Consider the following 20213-nt stretch of genomic DNA (forward strand, 5'->3'; position numbering starts at 1 on the left):
CTGCCGAATAGTGTTGCCCATTATTTCTCATCATTAAAATAGTCAAAAACCTATGTCAAAACTTCGCATTTTATACGCTGCAACAGAAATTAATCCGTTTTTGCAAACCACCCAGGTATCCGAGTTTTTAAGGATGCTGCCCCAAGGCATGCAGGAACGCGGAATGGAAATCCGGATTTTTGTCCCGAGATTCGGATTGATCAACGAGCGTAAAAATCGTTTACACGAAGTAGTAAGATTGTCTGGTATTAACATTGCCGTAGGTGAAGAAGAAAAACCGCTTATTATTAAAGTTGCCTCTATTCCAAATGCAAAGCTACAGGTATATTTTATAGATAACGAAGACTATTTCCATCGGAAATCAGTTTTAGTAGACAAAGACAACAAATTTTATACAGATAACGATGAACGGGCTATCTTTTTCTGTAAAGGCGTGCTGGAAACCGTTAAAAAATTAGGCTGGTCGCCGGATATTGTGCATTGTAATGACTGGATGACTGGTTTAATTCCGATGTATTTAAAAACTACTTATAAAAAAGATCCGATTTTTAAAGATGCGAAATCCATCTTTACCGTTTACAATAATGAGTTCGATTACAAATTTGAAGGTGATTTGCTTGAAAAAGTAAAAATGTTGGACATTGACGATGATATGTTGACTCATTTAAAGACGGCTGATTTTGGTGGTTTTGTGAAAGTTGGTATGGAATATGCTGATTTGGTTTCTAAATCGCACGAAGAGAATTTTAGTGAGAACATTAATGCTTTATTCAAAGAATTTTGCTCTACTAAACCTATTAACCAGATTGATTCTTCGGACGAAAACTTTTTAGATTCTTACTATAATCTTTATAATGAATTGGCTAATTAAGCGACCTTACATTTTTGTTTTAGCTCTTGTTTCTCTTTTTTCCTGCAATGACTCAAATGATTTAGGTACCGCTTATGAGGGAAGCCTTGTAGATGCCGTTTTTACCGATACCATAAGTATTAAAGCTTCTACCGTTTTAGCAAATGATTCTATTATAGGCTACCGGATAGGCAATTTATTGGTTGGAACCTTTACAACAGTTCAAACAGGTACCACTACGGCTAAATCGTATTTAGCCGTAGGTCCTACAGGCGGAACCATTGCTGCTAATGCCGGAACGCCTGATTCGGTAATATTATCATTAGATTACGGTGAATATTACGGAGATACCACGAAGAACTATACAGTTGAAGTGCGGGAATTAGGTACTCTTTTTAAAGCGGAAGCTACTTATTACACCAACAATAATAACAATTTAGAAGCACTACCTAATTTAATAGGGTCTGCCACTTTTCTGCCTACTCCTAAGAAAACACGTACAGTTAAAGATGCTAAATCAGGAGTAGAAACAAAGTATTCCATACCTGTTCGGATTAAACTTAATAATGAGTTGGGCCAGCGGATAATGAGCTTACCTGCTGCTACTTTAAGTAATCCTGTCGAGTTTGCTAAAACGTTTAAAGGTATTGTTATTAGTGCTGGCTCAAACACGAATGCCGCAATTGGGTTTGCGCCGGATGCCGATAGTACTTATTTACGGATTTACTATACTTCGTCGGATAATAAAAAGCAAAAATATGATTTAGCTATTAGTGGTAGCAACGACCGACTAAATCAAGTTACAAGTAATTTAACTGGTAGCGCACTGGCTGCTCTCCATAATTCCGGAGATTCCCTTAATTCAGGTGCCACAAACAGCGAGACGTATCTGCAGGAAAGCACGGGTATTCTTACAAAGATTTCTTTCCCTTATCTTAACCGTTTCCGGGAGAAGCTTAATTTAATTGATGTAGCGGTTAACCGGGCTGAATTAATTATTCCCGTAAAAGACAACGCTTTTTATTTACCATCGCCGGCAGCCTATTTAGTAGAAACTAATAAATCTAATAGAATTCTTAAAACTGCTGGTTTGCCTCGGGTAGTTACAGAAGATCCATTAGAAACGCTTTCCCGTGGCGATAACACGCCGCAAGCGGCAGCTATCCGCTATAATAAAGATAAAAAAGCTTATATTGTTAATGTTACCAGATATGTGCAGGATTTAATTTATGGTAAACAATCTGTTTACCATAAATTAACGAGCAAGAATTTACTACTAGTACCCACTTCCCGAACTGGGATTCTAGATGCTACTGGTAAAACTGTATTGGAAGCTACTGGTCTTTATTCATCGATTCTGCAAATAAGTGGACCAAATAAAATAAAGCTTCGTCTTTATTTCTCTAAAACAAACTAATCTGTTTAATCAACTCAACTAATGAAATAATTTTTAACTCATTTAATATTTTAATTTTATGTGCGGCATTGTAGCATATGTAGGGTACCGTGAGGCTTGTCCTATTATAATCAAAGGTTTAAAGCGTTTAGAATATCGAGGTTATGATAGTGCCGGTATTGCTTTACTGAACGGTAACTTAAACGTTTATAAGAAAAAAGGGAAAGTTAGCGAACTCGAAAACTTCATCTCTGATAAAAATACCCATAGCCATATTGGGATGGGCCATACCCGTTGGGCTACTCACGGAGAACCTAATGATGTTAATGCGCACCCCCATTATTCTAGTTCTAAAAAAATTGCTATCATCCATAATGGCATTATTGAGAATTATGGATCATTAAAACAACATTTAATAAATAAAGGATATGAGTTCCACAGCGATACTGATTCTGAAGTATTTATTAACTTAATTGAAGATATTCGCGAAAACAGTAATATTTCGCTAGCAGAAGCAGTTAGGTTAGCTCTGCACGAAGTAGTAGGCGCTTACGCTATTGTTGTTATATCTCATGATTCTCCTAATCAATTAATTGCAGCTCGCAAAGGTAGTCCACTGGTAATTGGCGTAGGTAAAGATGAATTCTTTCTGGCCTCAGATGCTACTCCTATTATTGAGTACACCAATGAAGTAGTATACTTGAACGATTATGAATTAGCTGTTATCCGGGATGGCAAGCTGGATATTCGTACGCGCGAAGATGTGTCGCAAACTCCTTACATTCAAAAACTGGAGCTCGAACTCGAATCTATTGAAAAGGGGGGTTATCCGCATTTTATGCTGAAAGAAATTTTTGAGCAACCACGCTCTATTTTAGATAGCATGCGCGGTAGATTAGTAGCCGAAAACAGTCATTTAGTGATGGCTAGTGTTATTGAATTTGAAAACAAATTTAAGAATGCGGATCGGATACTTATTGTAGCTTGTGGTACTTCGTGGCATGCTGGTTTAGTAGCTGAGTATTTAATTGAAGAATTTGCCCGTGTTCCCGTTGAAGTAGAATATGCTTCGGAGTTTCGGTACCGGAACCCGATTATTAAAGAAGGTGATATAGTAATAGCTATTTCCCAATCTGGCGAAACAGCCGATACCTTGGCTGCAATTGAATTGGCGAAATCGAAGGGCGCCATGATTTTTGGGGTTTGCAACGTAGTTGGTTCTTCTATTGCGCGTGCTACAGATGCAGGCGCCTATACCCATGCCGGGCCGGAGATTGGAGTAGCCAGTACAAAAGCCTTTACCGCGCAGGTAACAGTTTTAACACTGCTTGCCATGATGATCGCGGAAAAACGCGGTACAATTGAAACATCTACCTTACGGCAACTTATGTTGGAAATGGAGCAAATTCCGACTAAAGTAGAAAAAGCTTTACAGTTAGACACTGAAATAAAGGTTATTTCGGAAATATTTAAAGATGCTGCTAACTTCCTGTATCTAGGTCGTGGATTTAACTTCCCGGTAGCCCTGGAAGGAGCATTAAAATTAAAAGAAATTTCCTACATCCATGCGGAAGGATACCCAGCCGCGGAAATGAAACACGGCCCTATTGCTCTTATTGACGCTAATATGCCAGTAGTAGTAATTGCTACAAAAGATTCATCTTACGAGAAAATTGTTTCTAATATTCAGGAAGTAAAAGCTCGTAAAGGTCGGATTATCGCTATTGTAACGGAAGGCGATGCCGTTATTCCGGATATGGCTGAGTTCGTTATTGAGGTTCCGGATACGCATGAAGCATTAACGCCCTTGCTTTCTGTAATTCCATTACAATTACTTTCTTACCATATTGCGGTTATGCGGGGTTGCAACGTAGACCAACCACGTAATTTAGCTAAATCTGTTACAGTTGAATAACTTTCGGTTATTCAAGTACTCATAAACAAAAAGAGCCTTAAGTGGCTCTTTTTGTTTATGGTATTCAAATTTTAAAAATTTCTCCTCGCAAATACTTCGTTTTTAAAAGCGGGCAAATTTTATAACGTTCGTCTTTAGTATTCTCATAAAGGGCAGTTAGTAGTTCGTAAACATGCCGGATACCAATCCGGTTTGCCCATTCAAATGGTCCGTAAGGATAATTTGCACCTAATTTCATGCATTTTTCAATATCTGTTATCTGAGCCGTATTTTCCTGTAGCGTATAACAAGCTTCATTAATAATCATAGCGATAATGCGCGGCGTTACCATACCTACCCGATCTGCAATAACTAAATAATCGCTATTCAAATAAGTGCAAACTGCTTGTAATTTGGCAATATCTTCCGAACATAAAACAGAAACCTCTAGAACCGATCGGTTTAAGAAACCGGGTAAGCCGTTAAAACCAAATAAAGCACAATGTAGTACCGGAAATTTAATAGCCAACTCGGCTAACTGGATCTTAGCTGCTTGGCAAAATACAACTAACGACGATCGGTGCGCATATAAGTTTAATTGTTCTGGTTCATCCGCCAAAAAATAATCAAATACGACTTCGGCTTTATCTAAAAGCGGAAGCAAAGCTTCGTAAGAAGACACCACTTTATAAAGCAGAGATGGACTAGAAAACTTTTGCCGAAACTCGGGTGCCGTTTCAGGAGCAGCTAACACAACTATTTCCATATTTGCGTACATTTGGGCCAAAATACAGAAATTAAACTTTGTTTATGGCGAATACTATTATAAATTCAACTAACGCTCCGGCTCCAATTGGTCCGTATAGTCAGGCGGTACTGGCCAATAATGTTTTATATGTTTCCGGTCAAATAGCTATTAACCCAGCTACTGACAGTATGGTACTTGATGATATAGAAACAGAAACCCATCAGGTAATGCAAAACTTACAAGCTATTCTATCCGAAGCAGGTTTAGATTTTACTAATGTAGTAAAGTGCAGCATATTTGTGAAGGACCTGAATAATTTTGCGCGCATTAATACTATATACGGTAGTTATTTTAATCAAATGCCACCCGCCCGCGAAACCGTAGAAGTAAGTCGACTTCCAAAAGATGTAAATGTTGAGATTTCGTGTATTGCCGTAAAACCTGCTTAAAGTTTAGCTAAACTCAGGATTCTTAACGAACGAAAAGCTTGCCATATAAGAAGCGGCTGATTAGAAATTAATTGTCTGAGTTTTCAAATTTACCTGGTTCGGCGTTTACAGCCGTTTTTCCTACCTCGACTTCTTGGCGAATCACGCGTACGGCGTACGGTGAAGGATAGATATTAGAACCATATTTCCGGGAAAAGACCAGGGTAAAAACAGCCCCAAAAAACAAAATTTGAGAAGAGTAAAATACCCATACTAAAATAATGACTACTGTACCTGCCGCGCCATACACATTAGAGTAATTGCTGTTGCCCAGATAAAACCCAATCAGGAATCTGCCTAAAGTAAATAAAAGAGCGGTCACAATAGCTCCTACCCACACATCGCGCCACTGAATTTTGACATCGGGTAAAAATTTAAATATCATGGCAAATATAAAAGCTACTACTGCCAGCGAAATCATTTCGTTGAACATTTGCAGCAGAATAATGGCCGTTTGATCTAAGAGCTTCATGAGGTAATTACCTAGTTTAGCTAAAATGGCCTGTGCTACTAAGGATACCAACAAAATAAAAGTAAAACTTAAAATCATGGCAAACGACATAATCCGGTCGAGTACCATTTTAAAATAATGGTTTCTGGGTTTGGCCTTTACGCCCCAAATTACGTTTAAAGCGTCTTGCATCGAAATAAACAAACCGGTAGCTGCCAGTAGTAAGGTTATAATTCCAATAAGGGTAGTAAAGGTAATCTCTCCGGATCGGCTGATATTTTCTACCATTTTTTGTACTTCGTAAGCGCCTTGTGAACCAATTAATTCTTTTATTTCGTAGTAAATCTCCCCGCTTACGGCATCTTTCCCAAATAAGGCGCCTACCGAATTAATCATGATGATGAGAATAGGAGGTAAGGCAAAAACAGTATAATAAGCCAAAGCCGCGCCCCGATCAAAAGAATTATTATCCAAGAACTCTAAAAAAGTTTCACGCAGCAAATGCCAAATGCTCTTAAATATGTTATGATAAAGCCGCTTTACACTCATATTATAGGGTTATAGTTATAATTATACTCATTTTCATGCTAAGTTCCTATAGATTAAAAAGATGTCATTTCAATCTATTTGCCGGAATTAAAAACGAATCGCAAGCTCTAACAAGTAACCGCTTTAACAATTAAAATGGACAAACTGAAAAATGCGCGTAAATACGCAATCTGTTTAGTAAATTGCGGCAGTTTTTAAGCGCTTGTGAAACAGCGCAGAAGTTAATTATGGAAAGAGAAGTAAGAGTACGATTTGCACCTAGCCCAACGGGGCCACTGCACATTGGTGGTGTCCGGACGGCATTATACAATTATTTATTTGCCAAAAAAATGGGCGGCAAGATGCTGTTGCGCATAGAAGATACCGACCAGAATCGCTTTGTACCTGGTGCTGAAAATTATATTTTCGAATCTCTGGCCTGGTGCGGCATTCAATTAGATGAAAGTCCATTAACGGGCGGTCCGCACGCGCCGTACCGGCAATCGGAACGAAAACCGATGTATATGCAGTACGCGTTGCAGTTGGTAGAAGCCGGTCATGCCTATTATGCTTTTGATACGGCCGAAGAATTAGACGCCATGCGGGAGCGTTTAAAAGCCGCTAAAGTAACTACTCCCCAATATAATGCTATTACCCGCAATACCATGAAAAACTCGCTTACCTTATCCGAAGACGAGGTAAAGCGCCGGTTAGAAAGTGGAGAGCCTTATGTAATCCGGTTAAAGGTGCCCCGGAAAGAAGAAGTTCGGTTGAAAGATTTAATTCGGGGGTGGGTAGTGGTTCACTCCTCGGCAATAGACGATAAAGTGTTGATGAAATCGGATGGAATGCCTACTTACCACTTGGCCAATATTGTGGATGACCATTTAATGGAAATCACCCACGTTATTCGGGGCGAAGAATGGTTGCCATCCGCACCATTACACGTATTGTTATACCGGTATTTGGGTTGGGAAAGCACCATGCCGGAATTTGCGCACTTACCTTTATTGCTTAAACCGGATGGCAATGGCAAATTAAGTAAACGCGATGGCGATAAATTAGGCTTTCCGGTATTTCCGCTGCAGTGGGTAGATCCTTTTACGGGCGAGAAATCAAGCGGGTACCGCGAAAGTGGTTATTTACCGGAAGCTTTTATTAATTTCTTGGCTTTTTTAGGCTGGAATCCGGGCACGCAACAAGAATTATTTACCATGGACGAGCTCGCCGAAGCTTTTACCATCGATCGGATTGGGAAATCCGGTACCCGTTTTGATATTAATAAAGCCCGTTGGTTTAACGAGCAATACTTACGCGCCAAACCCGACGATGAATTAGCGCAATATTTAATCATGGCTTTAACGGAGCACAATATTGAGTGCTCTCTGGACAAGGCAATTAAGATTTCCAGCGTAATGAAAGAACGGGTAACCTTCCCGCAGGATTTTTGGCGCGAAGCTTCCTACTTTTTTGTAGCTCCGGAACAATATAACGAGCAGGTTGCCAGCAAAAAATGGAACAGTGGGGTAGCTACTGTTTTTGAATATTTTAAAAATCAATTGCCTTCCGTAACTGATTTTACCGCCGATAATGTAAAAGCCTTATTAACGCAAGTTTTAGAGCAACACGGCAAAAAAATTGGGCAAGTAATGCAAGCGCTTCGTTTAGCAATTACCGGCTTAGAAGCTGGTCCGGATTTAATGGCTATAATTGAAGTTATTGGCCCAGATGAGACCACCACTCGTATCGAAGCTGCCATTGCTAAACTACAACCATATGCGGTTTAAGCTTTAATTATATTATTCAACCTTTTTTATAAAATTTTATTTTAACGCCTGGCAAGTTATAGCAACTTCCAGGCGTTTTTATTAACAACATAATTTTTTAATTCAATTTAGAAGGATTAATACTTGGAATCTTTTTCATTACCCTAAGGTGATGGTTAGTTTTTAGGCTACTTCTTTAGTGTAAAAATTTAAACTTGATTCACGCATCTTCTTCCTTAATATTTTTTTAAAATTTCTTCTGTTTTAACCTTAAGTCCACAAACGACTTTAAAAAAATATCCCTTCTTCCTGTTTTTCCGTTTTAGGAGATAACTGATTTCATCAGCCAGAATAAATTATTTACCTCCATGGCAAAAAAGAAAAAAACATCGGAAAAAAAAGCGCGGGTGCACAAAGATCTCGAAGGTTTCGAAATAAAAATAAATCCGCTCGGCGAGATTAGCTCCAACTACGATATCGATCGGATTAATGATTTTCTCGACAAAAATGTGCGTGATAAAAAATTGGTGCATACACAAGGAAAAGATGAAGACGATTTATATCCTATTGAGCACTCTGACGATGAATCAGAAGAAGATGAGGCTGATTTTTTGCCAAATGCCTCCGCTGATTCAGATGAACTAGACGAAGAAGATAAACCGCAAAAGCCGAAACGCAAAAGATAAATTTAGAAGGGCGGTACCTTTGCGAAATCAAAATTAAAATACTTATTTAACGATCTAAACTACTTTAAACAAAGTAATTATGAGATCGCACGAAATAGATTATCGCATTTATGGTACTGATATTCAGGTTCTGGAAGTAGAGCTCGACCAGAATGAAACGGTTATTGCCGAGGCCGGCGCCATGGTATTTATGGAAGACGGCATTACCTTCGAAACGAAGATGGGCGACGGTTCCGAACCGGAGCAAGGCTTTTTTGGGAAGCTCTTGTCGGCAGGTTCGCGCCTGATTACCGGCGAATCGTTGTTTATGACGCATTTTACGCACCGGGGCCGTAATCAAAAAACGCGGGTTGGTTTTTCGGCGCCTTACCCGGGCACCATTATTCCAATTGATTTAAGCCGTTCGTATAACGGTATTATTGTGCAAAAAGATGGTTTTCTGGCGGCAGCTTTAGGAACAAAAATTCAGGTTCACTTTAACCAAAAATTAGGCTCCGGCTTTTTTGGCGGTGAAGGTTTTATTCTGCAGCGCCTAACTGGCGATGGCTTGGCTTTTATTCACGCGGGCGGTACCGTTATAGAAAGACAACTCAATAACGAAACTTTACGGGTAGATACTGGCTGCGTAGTCGCTTTCGAAAACGGAATAGATTTTAGCATTGAGCGCTCCGGAGGTTTAAAATCAATGATTTTCGGGGGTGAAGGTATTTTTCTGGCTACTTTGCGGGGTACCGGCCGGGTTTGGCTACAATCTATGCCGATTAAAAAGCTGATCGAAGCTTTAATGCCTAGAGGCCAGAACACTAATAAAGAAGGAAGCATATTGAGTAGCTTCCTGGAATAAGAAAAACTATTTGTGTATAATAAAGCCGCCAAGCGTAGCAACTTGGCGGCTTTATTATTTATTTAACATCTAAAAGATTTCAACCCTTATAAAGTACAAGCATAGTTCGGCCCTTTCCAGATAACCTTTTTATTTCTAATGCTCTTATCTTGATTCGCATCTTTACCCATGGTAAATAGTTTATCGCCTTTACAATTAAAAACGGTTGGTGGCGCGGTATTACACATTGGGCAGCAGTTTCCGGTAAAGAATACAGTTTCGCCCTTATAATCTGCCTGAACGATATAGAAGTATTGGGAAATATCGAATGAATTTTTCTCCAAGTTTTCAACCTGTATTTTTAGCCACGGTAAATCCTGTAAAGGATTGGCAACCGCGCAAGCACTCGGACGACCGCATTCCGGTTCTTCCTTTTCGCAGGAAAAAGCCATTAAACTTATGGCCGCAACTAAAACAAGTAATCTTTTCATGGGCTTAACTTAAGGTAGTTTTAGTTATGACCCCTGATCTATTAATAAAGTTGCGAGGCCTCAAGCTTAAAAATATCTTTCAGAAATAGTTACCGTTTGCCAGACTCAGGATTTTCTTGATAGCAACTAAGAATTGCTAGTTATTTGAACTCAGCCGCGTACACCTTATTATCAAATAAATTTGTAAGCCATAAAACTTTTATAGGCAGAGGAATCAACTATGAGGCAAGTAATTCTAAAATTTCCTCTAGGTACTCGCGGGAATTACTTAACCGCGGCACTTTATTCTGACCGCCCAATTTACCTTTATTCCGGAGCCATTGGTGGAAAGTACCCGGAGGAGCTAATTGAATAATAGGAGCTCGTAAGGCTAAATCGTTTTGGCGTTTGGCATCGTAATCCGAATTTATGGTCCGCAACGTCTCGTCTAAAACCTGGCGAAACGTTTCTAAATTATCAGGTTCCCGGGAAAATTCAATTACCCACTCGTGACCGCCCCGGTTTTTACCTTCAAAATACACGGGTGCTGCCGTAAAATTAGCCATAATGGCGTTGGTTTTTTGGCAAGCTTCTATAATAGCCGTTTCGGCATTCTCAATAATCAGTTCTTCTCCAAAAGCATTAATAAAGTGTTTGGTGCGACCTGAAATTTTAATGCGGTAAGGCTCCAGACTGGTAAACTTAATGGTATCGCCAATTTTATACCGCCACAAACCCGCATTGGTAGAAATCACAAGGGCGTAGTTCTTATCTAGTTCAACCTGGTCTAAAGTGAGCGCTTTGGGGTCATCCAAATCAATTTCATCCATCGGAATAAACTCGTAGTAAACGCCGTAATCCAGCATGAGCAGCATTTCGTCGTGCGTACCGGCTTGGTCCTGGATGCCAAAAAAGCCTTCGGAGGCATTGTAAATTTCGAGGTAATGCATTTGATCCGATGGGATGAGTTGTTTAAATAACTCGCGGTAAGGTCCAAAAGCTACCGCTCCGTGGGCGAACAATTCCAGGTTCGGCCAAACTTCCAGAATATTATTTTTACCGGTAAGCTCTAGTATTCGGTTGAGTAACACATACGTCCAGGTGGGGACGCCCGTTAAACTCGTTACATTTTCTTTTACCGTAATATCGGCCATGGCTTCAATTTTCTCTTCCCATTTGTCCATTAAGGCTACTTTAAGGGGAGGAGTACGTTTTGCTTCGGCCCAGATAGGTAAGTTGCGCATAATAACCGCTGATACATCGCCGCAATAGCTTTTCGGATTATACTCGTTTTCGCGCAAGCTACCCCCGATAGATAAACTTTTACCGTTAAACACGCGGGTATCCGGGTACAGGATGGTGTAGATAGAAAGCATATCTTTCCCGCCTTTATAATGGCAATCTTCCAGCGACTCCGGCGAAACGGGAATGTATTTACTGCGGGCATTGGTGGTACCCGACGATTTGGCAAACCAGGAAATAGTAGAAGGCCACAATACATTTTGCTCACCTTTCATTACCCGTTCAATATGCGGGAATAAATCTTCGTAAGTGGATATCGGAACGCGCTTTTTATATTCTTCTACGGAAGTAATTTCGGCGTATCCGTATTTTTTTCCCCAGTCGGTATTTTTGGCGGTATCTAATAAGCTAGAAAATAATTCATTCTGAACATCGTGTGGGTATTTACGAAAAAGGTCAATTTGGTGAATACGCTTTTTCATGACCCAGGTCATGATCGAATTTATTATTTCCATTTATTAGTTTTTTGTTATTAGTTGTGAGCTAAAGTAATTTTATGTTTTGGATTGTAACAACCCATAACATAAAACTAGTGTTTAGTCAGCTTTAAAACGACAGGTTGTTCTAGATTAAACAACCGAATATTCTAGCTATTATACCCGTGGACTATCATCTATCGACTATGGACTAAAAGCTAAGTTATATTTTTCTTTTCAGCTCGAAATGCTTACCCAAATACACCCGGCGTACTTGTTCATCGGCGGCTAAATCTTCGGCGGTACCTGCCTTTAAAATTTTTCCTTCAAAAAGTAAATAAGCCCGGTCTACGATAGAAAGCGTTTCGTTTACGTTATGGTCGGTAATGAGGATGCCGATATTTTTGGTTTTTAATTTAGCGACGATGGTTTGAATTTCTTCTACGGCAATGGGGTCTACGCCGGCAAAAGGCTCATCGAGTAAAACAAATTTTGGGTCTACGGCTAGGGCCCGGGCTATTTCGGTACGGCGGCGCTCGCCCCCGGATAATACAATACCTTTATTACGGCGCACGTGCGTAAGCGAGAACTCTTCGAGCAGGGCTTCTACCTTTTCTTTTTGTTCTTGCTTGGGTTTATTCGTCATTTCCAGTACTGCCAAAATGTTTTCTTCTACGGTAAGATCCCGAAATACCGAAGCTTCCTGCGCTAAGTAGCCTACTCCTTTTTTAGCGCGCCGGTACATTGGCAATAAGGTAATTTCTTCGTTTTCTAAATAAATTTTACCGGAATTAGGTTTTACCAAGCCCACAATCATATAGAAAGAGGTAGTTTTACCGGCTCCATTCGGCCCGAGTAAACCCACAATTTCGCCTTGTTTAACTTCTACCGATACATCGTTTACTACCGTACGGGATTTATATTTTTTAATCAGGTGCTCAGCTCTTAGTATCATTCATCCAAAATTAGATAATTAAAGCAGAAGTTTACCAGTAAAACCGGTTCTGGCTTCTAAAATCTATCTTTAATCAAAAATTTATTTTTCAACGGTTATTAAATATTTTAAAAGATATTACGTGTTAACGCTTTATTGCCGTTTCGGCCAGTATAAATTGCTTTTATGATTCAGCATTTTTTGTCGACTACTTGGTCAGCTAATTGCGCGTAATTGGCATCCGGAAATTCGCAGGCTGCTTGCCGTAATAGCGGGTAGAGAGCCGAAGAATCAAGGTTTTTTATTTGTTCTTTCTCCCATACCTTTTCCCCGAGGGCGTAAGGCAGTAAATAATCCAAAGCTTGCCGAATGCTGCGCCCATTGGGAGTTTTATAATTCCACCAGTCCAAGTTTACGTTTTCGGCTAAAGAAGCCAAGGCAAAAAAAGCATTCAGGTTCATTATACTGTACGTCCAGGAAAGAGTACGCGAAAGTTCGTAAGGCTGGCTGCCATCGGGCTTAATTTGCATGGCCAACCGCTTCTTAAAAGCTGATTCCAGAATATTTTCAGCTAGTGAAGTTTTATTCACGAATAACGCAATGGAAGCAGTCTGCACATCGTACCAGGTTCCGTGGTTGTTTTTTTCTCTCGCGGCATCGCGGCCGTTCGAATTTTCTTGCAGCCACTTTAAATATTGAGTAAACCAATTTTCTATTCCCCGCTGATCTTCCTCCGTCCAGTTTGGAGAAGTTTGTAATAAACCAATGGCGTCTATTAAAACAGGGAACTTATGGGCATCTATAATTCCGATTCCCCGGCCACTGCTTACTCCCGGTATAGCTTGGCCAAAATTTAAATTCGGATTCATACGGGTATCTTCTTCCAGGAACCAGGTCCGTAGTAGTTGGCCCGCTTTTTCGGCGTACTTTTCGTCCTCGAAAAAATAATAAGCTAAAGCCGTATTTTCTACTCCCTTTATCATATTATCTAAATCTTTATCGTTTTTCAGGAGCTTAATCTCCGGATTTGCTTGCCCGTCGCGGCGCACATACGGCAATCCGTTGGCGGTGTTTGGGTTGGGCCACCAGTACGTACCCATACTCATATAATCGTGCTTATCGCCGCTAGGCGGCAAAAACTCCTTATTCACCACCGAATAAAGTGGCCCGGCTACTACTTTATCGGCGGCTCCCCGCAAACTTTTAGCGGCCGGCAGTACGGCTGCCTTATTTTCAGAAATTTCCTGTTTGGTTTTAGCCAGTAATTCAGCTTTTAAAATAAATACCCGCAGCGGCGACTCGGGCCGAATCTTTTTTGCTTTTGCTTCTGTGGCTAGAAGGGGAATAGTTGTAACAATTAAACTAAATAAGCAAAATTTATAAATAAACCTCATAACCTCTGGTGGTATAAACAATCTTTAAACGAAATTAACTACAATAAATGACAGCGCAACACGAAATAAAATAGTAGTTTTCTTTAAAGAAAAGTATTTGAGGCAAATACCAGATTATTTGATCTTAGCTTATATCGAGCATGCAGTTATCCAGGTATTTAACTGCTTCTTTTTCCGATAATATCTCGTAGGTAGTTTGTAACGACATATCCACTAACCGGAAAGTAGTTATTTCGAGAAGGTAAACTCCGGAACCGGTGCGGTAAACGGCAAAAGTATCTGGTATATATGTTTGATCTTGTAAAAATTCCTCGGAACGGATAACGCCTACTGCCAGCTGTTCAAACATATCAATCTTAAAAATTTGTCCGCAAACAGTAGTAATAGAATTAGAAAGTGCCATGACTAATGGTAATTAGAACAACCAAATAAGTGAGTTTAACGGAAAATACTTATACGATAATTCCAAGGATTAGCTTCACTAAATATATTTACATATTAATAATTAATTGTTATTTATTGAGGAAATTTTATTTATTTTACTTTTTTGCTTTACTTATCTAATTGTAATTTAAACTTTTAACTAATAAATAGTGCCTCCTAAATAATTTTAACCTTACTTTTTTCTCGTTGTAATGCTTAATTACTTCCTCTCTTTCGCCAGATAATTTTGATTAATCTTGCGTTTAAACAGTTTTAGCGGCCCAAATATAAAATTGTGTTGGCTTATAGCAGCTTAAGCTTTATTATCCGGGATTGCGTACGTAGATACTTTATGGCCTAATCCACGCAACTACGTTATGGATTCTTTGTATCAAACTCTTATCATTCGCGAAATCAGGGAAGAAGCAAAAGAAGTAAAAACATTTTATTTTGAAGAAAACCCAGCTAGTAAAATTGTTTATGAGTCCGGGCAATACTTAACCTTAGTCCGGCAAACCCCTACCGGCGAAATCCGACGCTCTTATTCTATAACTTCCTCACCGATGTTATCCGAACCTCTAGCTATTGGCGTAAAGCGAATTGATAATGGCCTTTTTTCCCGGTATTTAATCGATCATGCTAAACCCGGCGAGGTAGTATATACCACCGGCGCGGGCGGTTTTTTTACCTTGCCTCCGGATATTAGTACGTATAAACACGTTTTCTTTTGCGCCGCCGGGAGCGGAATTACGCCCATTTACTCTTTACTAAAAACAATTTTACACGCGCACCCAGCTTTAAATGTAACTTTAATTTACAGTAACCATTCGGTTGAGGATACTATTTTTTGGGACGAACTTCAACAATTGGCGCAGCGTTTTCCGGAAGAGTTACAGCTAGAATTTCTATTTAGTAACAACCCTAACTTGAACCGGGCCCGGCTACACAAATCTTTATTGCATACTTTCTGGCAACAATACGTGGCAATTCCTCCGGAACAAGTGCTAAGCTATATTTGTGGCCCTTTAAATTACATGCGCATGTGTACCTACGCTTTACGCGAAATGGGTGTACCGGCTAACAATATCCGTAAAGAAAATTTTAACACCGATAAACCTGTTCTCCACAATGAGCCGCCCGATACGGAACCGCATTTAGTAACTATAAACTATCGGCACCAGCAATTCTCCTTAGTAGTACAATACCCGAAAACTATTTTACAAACGGCAAAAGAGGCCGGCATTATATTACCCTATAGTTGCGAGGCCGGCCGGTGCGGCAACTGTGTAGCGCAGTGTATTCAGGGGAAAGTTTGGCTGGCGTACAACGAAGTACTTACAGATAAGGAATTAGCCAATGGATTAACGCTTACCTGCGTGGGTTATCCGGTAAAAGGAGACGTTTTGTTACGTATGTAAGTAATTTGGCTTCAACGAAAAAAATTTAGGAATTGGACTAAATTCCTTTGCCTAAAAAGATAAACTTACTAACTCAAGAGCGCTTAATTACTTTGGCTAATGGTTGTGCTTTCGCTTTACATAGCATTATATAAGGGTTCTGAACCGGCTGAACAGATGCACCAACATTAGCTCTTTTAAAAGCTACCGGATTGGCGCTGGCCTTATGTAACCAGTTGGTCATGTTGTCGGCTACCAGGATGATGCCTTTAAATGAGTTTTGCTTCACCGGCGCATTCGGGTAATTAGTTGCTCGCATCGTAGTATTTTGAGCCATGCTGGTAAATACTGGCAATAGGATAGCCGCAACAAGTATATTAAGTGTTATCCATTTCTTCCATCCGGAAGAAAAAAGGAGTGGTTTTGTTGGCTTCATGGCATTAAAATTTAAAATATCACATTCAACAGTACAAAGATAAACATAGTATTATGTATTACAAGGTACTTTACGGAAATTTTATCTGGAGGTTAATAAAAAAGGCTACCTTTTTTAGGTAGCCTTCCAAAAATACTTTTTCCTCAGCTATTTAGCTGGTCCTAGTTTTTAGTTTCGCCTTAAACTGTTTCTCAAATTTGTGCACTTTAGGAGCTGTAACCGATTGAACATACGGATTATTCGGATTGTGCTCGTAATAATCCTGGTGATAATCTTCGGCGGGGTAAAATATTTTATAAGGCTGCAGCTGGGTAACTATGCGATTAGGAAAAGCTTTTTTTGCCTCCAGTTCTTTCATATAAGCAACAGCTTGCTGCTTTTGCTGGTCGTTGTGGTAAAATATAGCCGACCGGTATTGCTTGCCTACATCAGGTCCCTGGCGGTTTAACGTAGTAGGATCATGGGTAGCAAAAAATACTTCGAGTAATTCTGGATAAGTAACCTGCTTCGGATCAAAATAAATTTGCACCGATTCGGCATGTCCCGTCTCACCCGAACCCACTTGCTCATAGGTAGGATTTTTTTCCGGACCACCAGTATAACCAGAAATTACCCGATCCACACCTCTTAAACGCTCAAATACTGCTTCGGTACACCAAAAACAACCACCCGCAAAAGTGGCTATTTCTAATCCTTTTGCTTTTATCTCGGCTGCTGAAAGGGGTGGGAGAGCCGGAGTGGCTACCGGTTTCGTTTTACCTTCTGTGCAGGACTGCAACACCAGCAACAAGAAAGCCATTACATTTAAAAATATACGATTCATGCTTTTAATTATATAATGTGTGATAAGTCAAATGCTTAGCACTCCTATTACAACACTTAAGAACGTATCTTAATTTAATTATTGCTAAATTTATTTGATTCAGCTATATGGTTTTATAGAACCGCTAAACCAACAAAGAATGTACGAAATAAACGGGTTATTAGCTTTACCAAAATAAAAGCAACACAAGTATTCAGCAAGAAGTTAACCGTTTACCCGTAAATAAGTTTAATAATTCTTATATTTCTACAATCGGAAATAATTACCGAGAACACGAATATTCCTTTCTTCAAAATCCGTCATATTGGCGCTTTATTCGGTTAATTAAAGACATATTGGCTTTTTACAGTCTTTCCTTCCGCCTATTTGTGGCCCTTGGTCGGCTGGTATACCATTTGCATAAATCCCAGTACAATATTACTTGGAGATAGAGATGAAGTTAATTAAAAATAAAGAATTCTTACAGCAAATTGCCCATCAGATTGACGTGTTAAATACGCTGGGCGGCGGAATTAGCCTGCCCCAGGTAGAGGTAGATAAACACGAAAAAGGGGCTATTATTCGGGTGGCTATTCCCTCGGTAAGCCCGGAAGCTTACCAGATTGCGTTAGACCAAAACCAATTAACCGTTATGGCCACGCATCGTTTAGATAACGATTCTGAGGCAGTTTTTCCTTTGTTCAGCCAGCATTTTATGCTGCCCCCACAAGTAGATTTATCGCGGATCGATGCTGTGTTTACTGACCAAGAGCTACAGGTTCGTTTACCGTATCACACCTCGGTTTACAAAACCCGGAACATTGAAATTAAATATTAATCCAGCTAAATAAAAGAAACACGAAGGATACTTAAAAGGTATCCTTTTTTATTTTTAGATAATTTAAACAAGCTCCGCTTGAACAATAGCTATTTGGTAAAATAAATCTTATTATAACTATAGACTTTTTAAAGTTGGTATTCAACAGAAAGTTTTAGTTGGTTATTCACATAAATCTATGAAAAACGCTTACTTTGCTCCATACGCTAATCGGCGTTAAATTCATTTATTTTACATGAAAAAATACCTTTTACTACTTTTACTCGGCCTGTTTTCACCATTTTCGTGGGGGCAAATTGCTCCAACGGATATTCAGGAACCCGGTTTGTTTATTGGTTTAAACAATGGTCAACGAGTATATGCCCGCAAGCTGCAAATTAAATCGCCTCTTTTTAAGAAAACTTTTGTGCTAATAAACGATTCCGCGCAGTACGACATGTCCAATGTGCAATATTTTCAGGATGAAGAAGGATTTTATACCCGCATAAGCAACAACAAACGCTCTGATTTTGCCAAAAGAGTTTCAGTAGGTAAAATTTCTAAATTCTATACTTCTAAAACCAGCTACGATAATTATTACCCCGGCATGTATGGTTATGGCTACGGTGGTTACGGGTACGGCATGCCTTCTACCCGCCAGGTTTATTATTTCTCGAAAGATGGTGGTCCGCTGGCGGATATGAATTACCAGAATTTGCGGCAGGCGCTCAACGATAATCCCGGCAGCTTGGAAGTTCTGGAAAAATACCGCCGTAGCAAACGGGTAGAAACCGGTTTAACGGTGGCTGGCTCCGGAATTTTTATTTATGGGTTAATAAATTCTTTAAAAGCGCCGGCTACCGGCGTCGTGCAACGGGCAGATCCTACTTTGTATTTAGGTTTAGGGTTAGCCGCTATTCCGTGGGCAATGCATTTTTTCCGTAAAGATCACTTAAACGAGGCCATCGAACTTTACAATTACGATTTAGCTCAGCAACCACCTGCATCACGCTAACAGCTTATACCTTTAAGTAATTCCTACTAATAAATACGGCGAAGCCACTTTGCCCGACAGGTAGTTTAAATTCTTAAAAAATCAAGATTTTACACCGGTTAACTTAGCTCACTCTTTATTATATTTTGAAAAAGCAGCATGGATGAATTTATGAAAATGGCGATTGCGGAAGCCAAACAAGGCTTAGCCGAAGGAGGTATTCCGATTGGTTCGGTGTTGGTGAAAGACGGCCAGGTGGCAGCCCGCGGCCACAATAAACGCGTTCAGGAAAATAATCCTATTCTGCACGGCGAAATGGATTGCTTGAACAATGCCGGCCGCATGGATAGCTACCGCCGTACCGTTATTTATTCTACCTTAATGCCTTGTTTTATGTGTGCCGGCACTATTGTACAGTTTAAAATTCCGAAAGTAATAGTGGGAGAGTCGCAAACGTTTAGCGGCGCCCGCGCCTTTATGGAAGCCCACGGAGTGGAAGTAATTGATTTAAACCTGCCGGAATGTGTAGAAATGATGCAGCAATTTATTCAGGAAAAACCTCAGTTATGGTTCGAAGACATTATGGAGCTTTAAGGGTTAGCCTTTTGTCTGCTTGCTTCCGGTTTGTAATTTGTGCTTTCATCTTAGCTGGACTGGTAAGCAGTTGTGCCCGTACCAACTGGAATGGGTACACCGAACAAGGGAATGCCTCATATTACGCCGATAAATTTCAGGGCAGGAAAATGGCCAATGGCCAGCCTTACCGCAAAGGAAAGTTAACGGCCGCTCACAAGAAAATACCCTTAGGTTCCCGGGTAAAAGTTACCAATTTAAAAACCCACCGGTCGGTAAAAGTAAAAATTACCGATCGGGGTCCTCATGGTCGTAACCGCATGATTGATTTATCACGGGCTGCGGCCCGAAAAGTTGGCATGATAGAAGCCGGAGTAGTTCCGGTAAAAATTAAAGTTCTTAAACCCAAAAAGGATAAATCTTAGGATTTATCTAAAATTTTTCCTTTTAACTTATATAGGATATATCGTTGATATTCTGCCTATAGCATTGGCGTAAACCATATACACCCATTCGTGTGCTTTGCCTTGCTGGCATTTTTCATAATTTGTTCGATAGCTAAGTAATTGCTCCAAAATAGTTGATAATTCTATTTGTAAGAATGAGCGTCCTTTACCAAACATTG

At 39.9% G+C, this 20213-nt stretch carries 21 protein-coding genes; 12 read left to right on the plus strand and 9 right to left on the minus strand.

From position 1 onward, the window contains the following. Positions 1-52 precede the first annotated feature (52 nt). Genes AHMF7605_RS17590 through glmS form a run of 3 tightly spaced genes read left to right on the plus strand, consistent with a single transcriptional unit; the run spans position 53 to position 4161 of the window. Positions 53-871, plus strand: a complete 819-nt coding sequence (locus AHMF7605_RS17590; protein ID WP_106931366.1) for a glycogen/starch synthase — start codon at positions 53-55, stop codon at positions 869-871. Next, positions 855-2267, plus strand: coding sequence for a DUF4270 family protein (locus AHMF7605_RS17595; RefSeq protein WP_106931367.1), 1413 nt, complete (start codon positions 855-857; stop codon positions 2265-2267). The genes AHMF7605_RS17590 and AHMF7605_RS17595 overlap by 17 nt, the downstream gene beginning before the upstream one ends. A gap of 58 nt (positions 2268-2325) precedes the next feature. Beyond that, positions 2326-4161 carry a glutamine--fructose-6-phosphate transaminase (isomerizing) gene (gene glmS, locus AHMF7605_RS17600; RefSeq protein ID WP_106931368.1) on the plus strand — a complete coding sequence of 612 codons (1836 nt, stop codon included), beginning with the start codon at positions 2326-2328 and terminating at the stop codon, positions 4159-4161. Between the two features lie 64 nt (positions 4162-4225). Here glmS and AHMF7605_RS17605 read toward each other — a convergent pair whose 3' ends face one another. After that, the gene (locus tag AHMF7605_RS17605) at positions 4226-4906 is read right to left on the minus strand and encodes a 3-hydroxyacyl-CoA dehydrogenase family protein (protein WP_106933516.1); all 681 of its coding nucleotides are present in this window, start codon (positions 4904-4906) and stop codon (positions 4226-4228) included. Between the two features lie 44 nt (positions 4907-4950). On the opposite strand from AHMF7605_RS17605, the gene AHMF7605_RS17610 reads away from it, so the two are divergent. Then, entirely contained in the window at positions 4951-5337 is a 387-nt protein-coding gene (locus AHMF7605_RS17610) for a RidA family protein (RefSeq protein WP_106931369.1), read from the plus strand. 67 nt (positions 5338-5404) lie between these two features. Here the strand turns inward: AHMF7605_RS17610 and AHMF7605_RS17615 are convergent, their stop codons facing one another. Further along, positions 5405-6376, minus strand: coding sequence for a YihY/virulence factor BrkB family protein (locus tag AHMF7605_RS17615; protein WP_106931370.1), 972 nt, complete (start codon positions 6374-6376; stop codon positions 5405-5407). A 227-nt stretch (positions 6377-6603) separates the two neighbouring features. Between AHMF7605_RS17615 and gltX the strand changes: the two genes are divergently transcribed. The 3 genes from gltX (at position 6604) to AHMF7605_RS17630 (ending at position 9651) form a co-directional block, all read left to right on the plus strand. Beyond that, on the plus strand, positions 6604-8142 hold the full coding sequence (gene gltX / locus AHMF7605_RS17620) for a glutamate--tRNA ligase (RefSeq protein ID WP_106933517.1): 1539 nt from the start codon (positions 6604-6606) through the stop codon (positions 8140-8142). A gap of 347 nt (positions 8143-8489) precedes the next feature. Further along, entirely contained in the window at positions 8490-8807 is a 318-nt protein-coding gene (locus tag AHMF7605_RS17625; protein ID WP_106931371.1) for a hypothetical protein, read from the plus strand. A gap of 79 nt (positions 8808-8886) precedes the next feature. After that, positions 8887-9651 (plus strand): TIGR00266 family protein, encoded by a 765-nt coding sequence (locus AHMF7605_RS17630; RefSeq protein ID WP_199200258.1) that lies wholly within the window; start codon positions 8887-8889, stop codon positions 9649-9651. 86 nt (positions 9652-9737) lie between these two features. On the opposite strand, the gene AHMF7605_RS17635 is transcribed toward AHMF7605_RS17630, so the two are convergent. The 5 genes from AHMF7605_RS17635 to AHMF7605_RS17655 all read right to left on the minus strand — a co-directional run bounded on the left by AHMF7605_RS17635 (position 9738) and on the right by AHMF7605_RS17655 (position 14549). Continuing rightward, positions 9738-10121 (minus strand): hypothetical protein, encoded by a 384-nt coding sequence (locus tag AHMF7605_RS17635; RefSeq protein WP_106931373.1) that lies wholly within the window; start codon positions 10119-10121, stop codon positions 9738-9740. 218 nt (positions 10122-10339) lie between these two features. Beyond that, positions 10340-11857 (minus strand): GH3 auxin-responsive promoter family protein, encoded by a 1518-nt coding sequence (locus AHMF7605_RS17640; protein WP_199200259.1) that lies wholly within the window; start codon positions 11855-11857, stop codon positions 10340-10342. A gap of 184 nt (positions 11858-12041) precedes the next feature. Further along, complete coding sequence (gene lptB / locus AHMF7605_RS17645; RefSeq protein ID WP_106931374.1) at positions 12042-12773, minus strand: LPS export ABC transporter ATP-binding protein; 732 nt, start codon at positions 12771-12773, stop codon at positions 12042-12044. A gap of 170 nt (positions 12774-12943) precedes the next feature. Continuing rightward, positions 12944-14146: an alginate lyase family protein gene (locus AHMF7605_RS17650; protein ID WP_106931375.1), complete on the minus strand. Its 1203-nt coding sequence runs from the start codon at positions 14144-14146 to the stop codon at positions 12944-12946. 124 nt (positions 14147-14270) lie between these two features. Further along, complete coding sequence (locus AHMF7605_RS17655; protein WP_106931376.1) at positions 14271-14549, minus strand: hypothetical protein; 279 nt, start codon at positions 14547-14549, stop codon at positions 14271-14273. A gap of 397 nt (positions 14550-14946) precedes the next feature. Here AHMF7605_RS17655 and AHMF7605_RS17660 point away from each other — a divergent pair, with 397 nt between their 5' ends. Continuing rightward, the gene (locus AHMF7605_RS17660) at positions 14947-15987 is read left to right on the plus strand and encodes a ferredoxin--NADP reductase (protein WP_106931377.1); all 1041 of its coding nucleotides are present in this window, start codon (positions 14947-14949) and stop codon (positions 15985-15987) included. Between the two features lie 73 nt (positions 15988-16060). Here AHMF7605_RS17660 and AHMF7605_RS17665 read toward each other — a convergent pair whose 3' ends face one another. Both AHMF7605_RS17665 and msrA read right to left on the minus strand, forming a co-directional pair. Then, positions 16061-16303 carry a hypothetical protein gene (locus tag AHMF7605_RS17665; protein ID WP_146153614.1) on the minus strand — a complete coding sequence of 81 codons (243 nt, stop codon included), beginning with the start codon at positions 16301-16303 and terminating at the stop codon, positions 16061-16063. Positions 16304-16553: 250 nt separating this feature from the next. Next, entirely contained in the window at positions 16554-17225 is a 672-nt protein-coding gene (msrA, locus tag AHMF7605_RS17670; RefSeq protein WP_106931379.1) for a peptide-methionine (S)-S-oxide reductase MsrA, read from the minus strand. A 433-nt stretch (positions 17226-17658) separates the two neighbouring features. Here msrA and AHMF7605_RS17675 point away from each other — a divergent pair, with 433 nt between their 5' ends. The 4 genes from AHMF7605_RS17675 (at position 17659) to AHMF7605_RS17690 (ending at position 20013) form a co-directional block, all read left to right on the plus strand. Next, a complete protein-coding gene (locus AHMF7605_RS17675) occupies positions 17659-18042 on the plus strand; it encodes an Hsp20/alpha crystallin family protein (protein WP_233219176.1) in 384 nt (127 codons plus the stop codon). Between the two features lie 235 nt (positions 18043-18277). Continuing rightward, the gene (locus AHMF7605_RS17680) at positions 18278-19036 is read left to right on the plus strand and encodes a hypothetical protein (protein ID WP_106931381.1); all 759 of its coding nucleotides are present in this window, start codon (positions 18278-18280) and stop codon (positions 19034-19036) included. Positions 19037-19174: 138 nt separating this feature from the next. Next, positions 19175-19609: a nucleoside deaminase gene (locus AHMF7605_RS17685; protein ID WP_106931382.1), complete on the plus strand. Its 435-nt coding sequence runs from the start codon at positions 19175-19177 to the stop codon at positions 19607-19609. After that, the gene (locus AHMF7605_RS17690) at positions 19582-20013 is read left to right on the plus strand and encodes a septal ring lytic transglycosylase RlpA family protein (protein WP_106931383.1); all 432 of its coding nucleotides are present in this window, start codon (positions 19582-19584) and stop codon (positions 20011-20013) included. Before AHMF7605_RS17685 ends, AHMF7605_RS17690 begins: the two co-directional genes overlap by 28 nt. Positions 20014-20213 lie beyond the last annotated feature (200 nt).

It is taken from the genome of Adhaeribacter arboris (assembly GCF_003023845.1).
GTDB lineage: Bacteria > Bacteroidota > Bacteroidia > Cytophagales > Hymenobacteraceae > Adhaeribacter > Adhaeribacter arboris.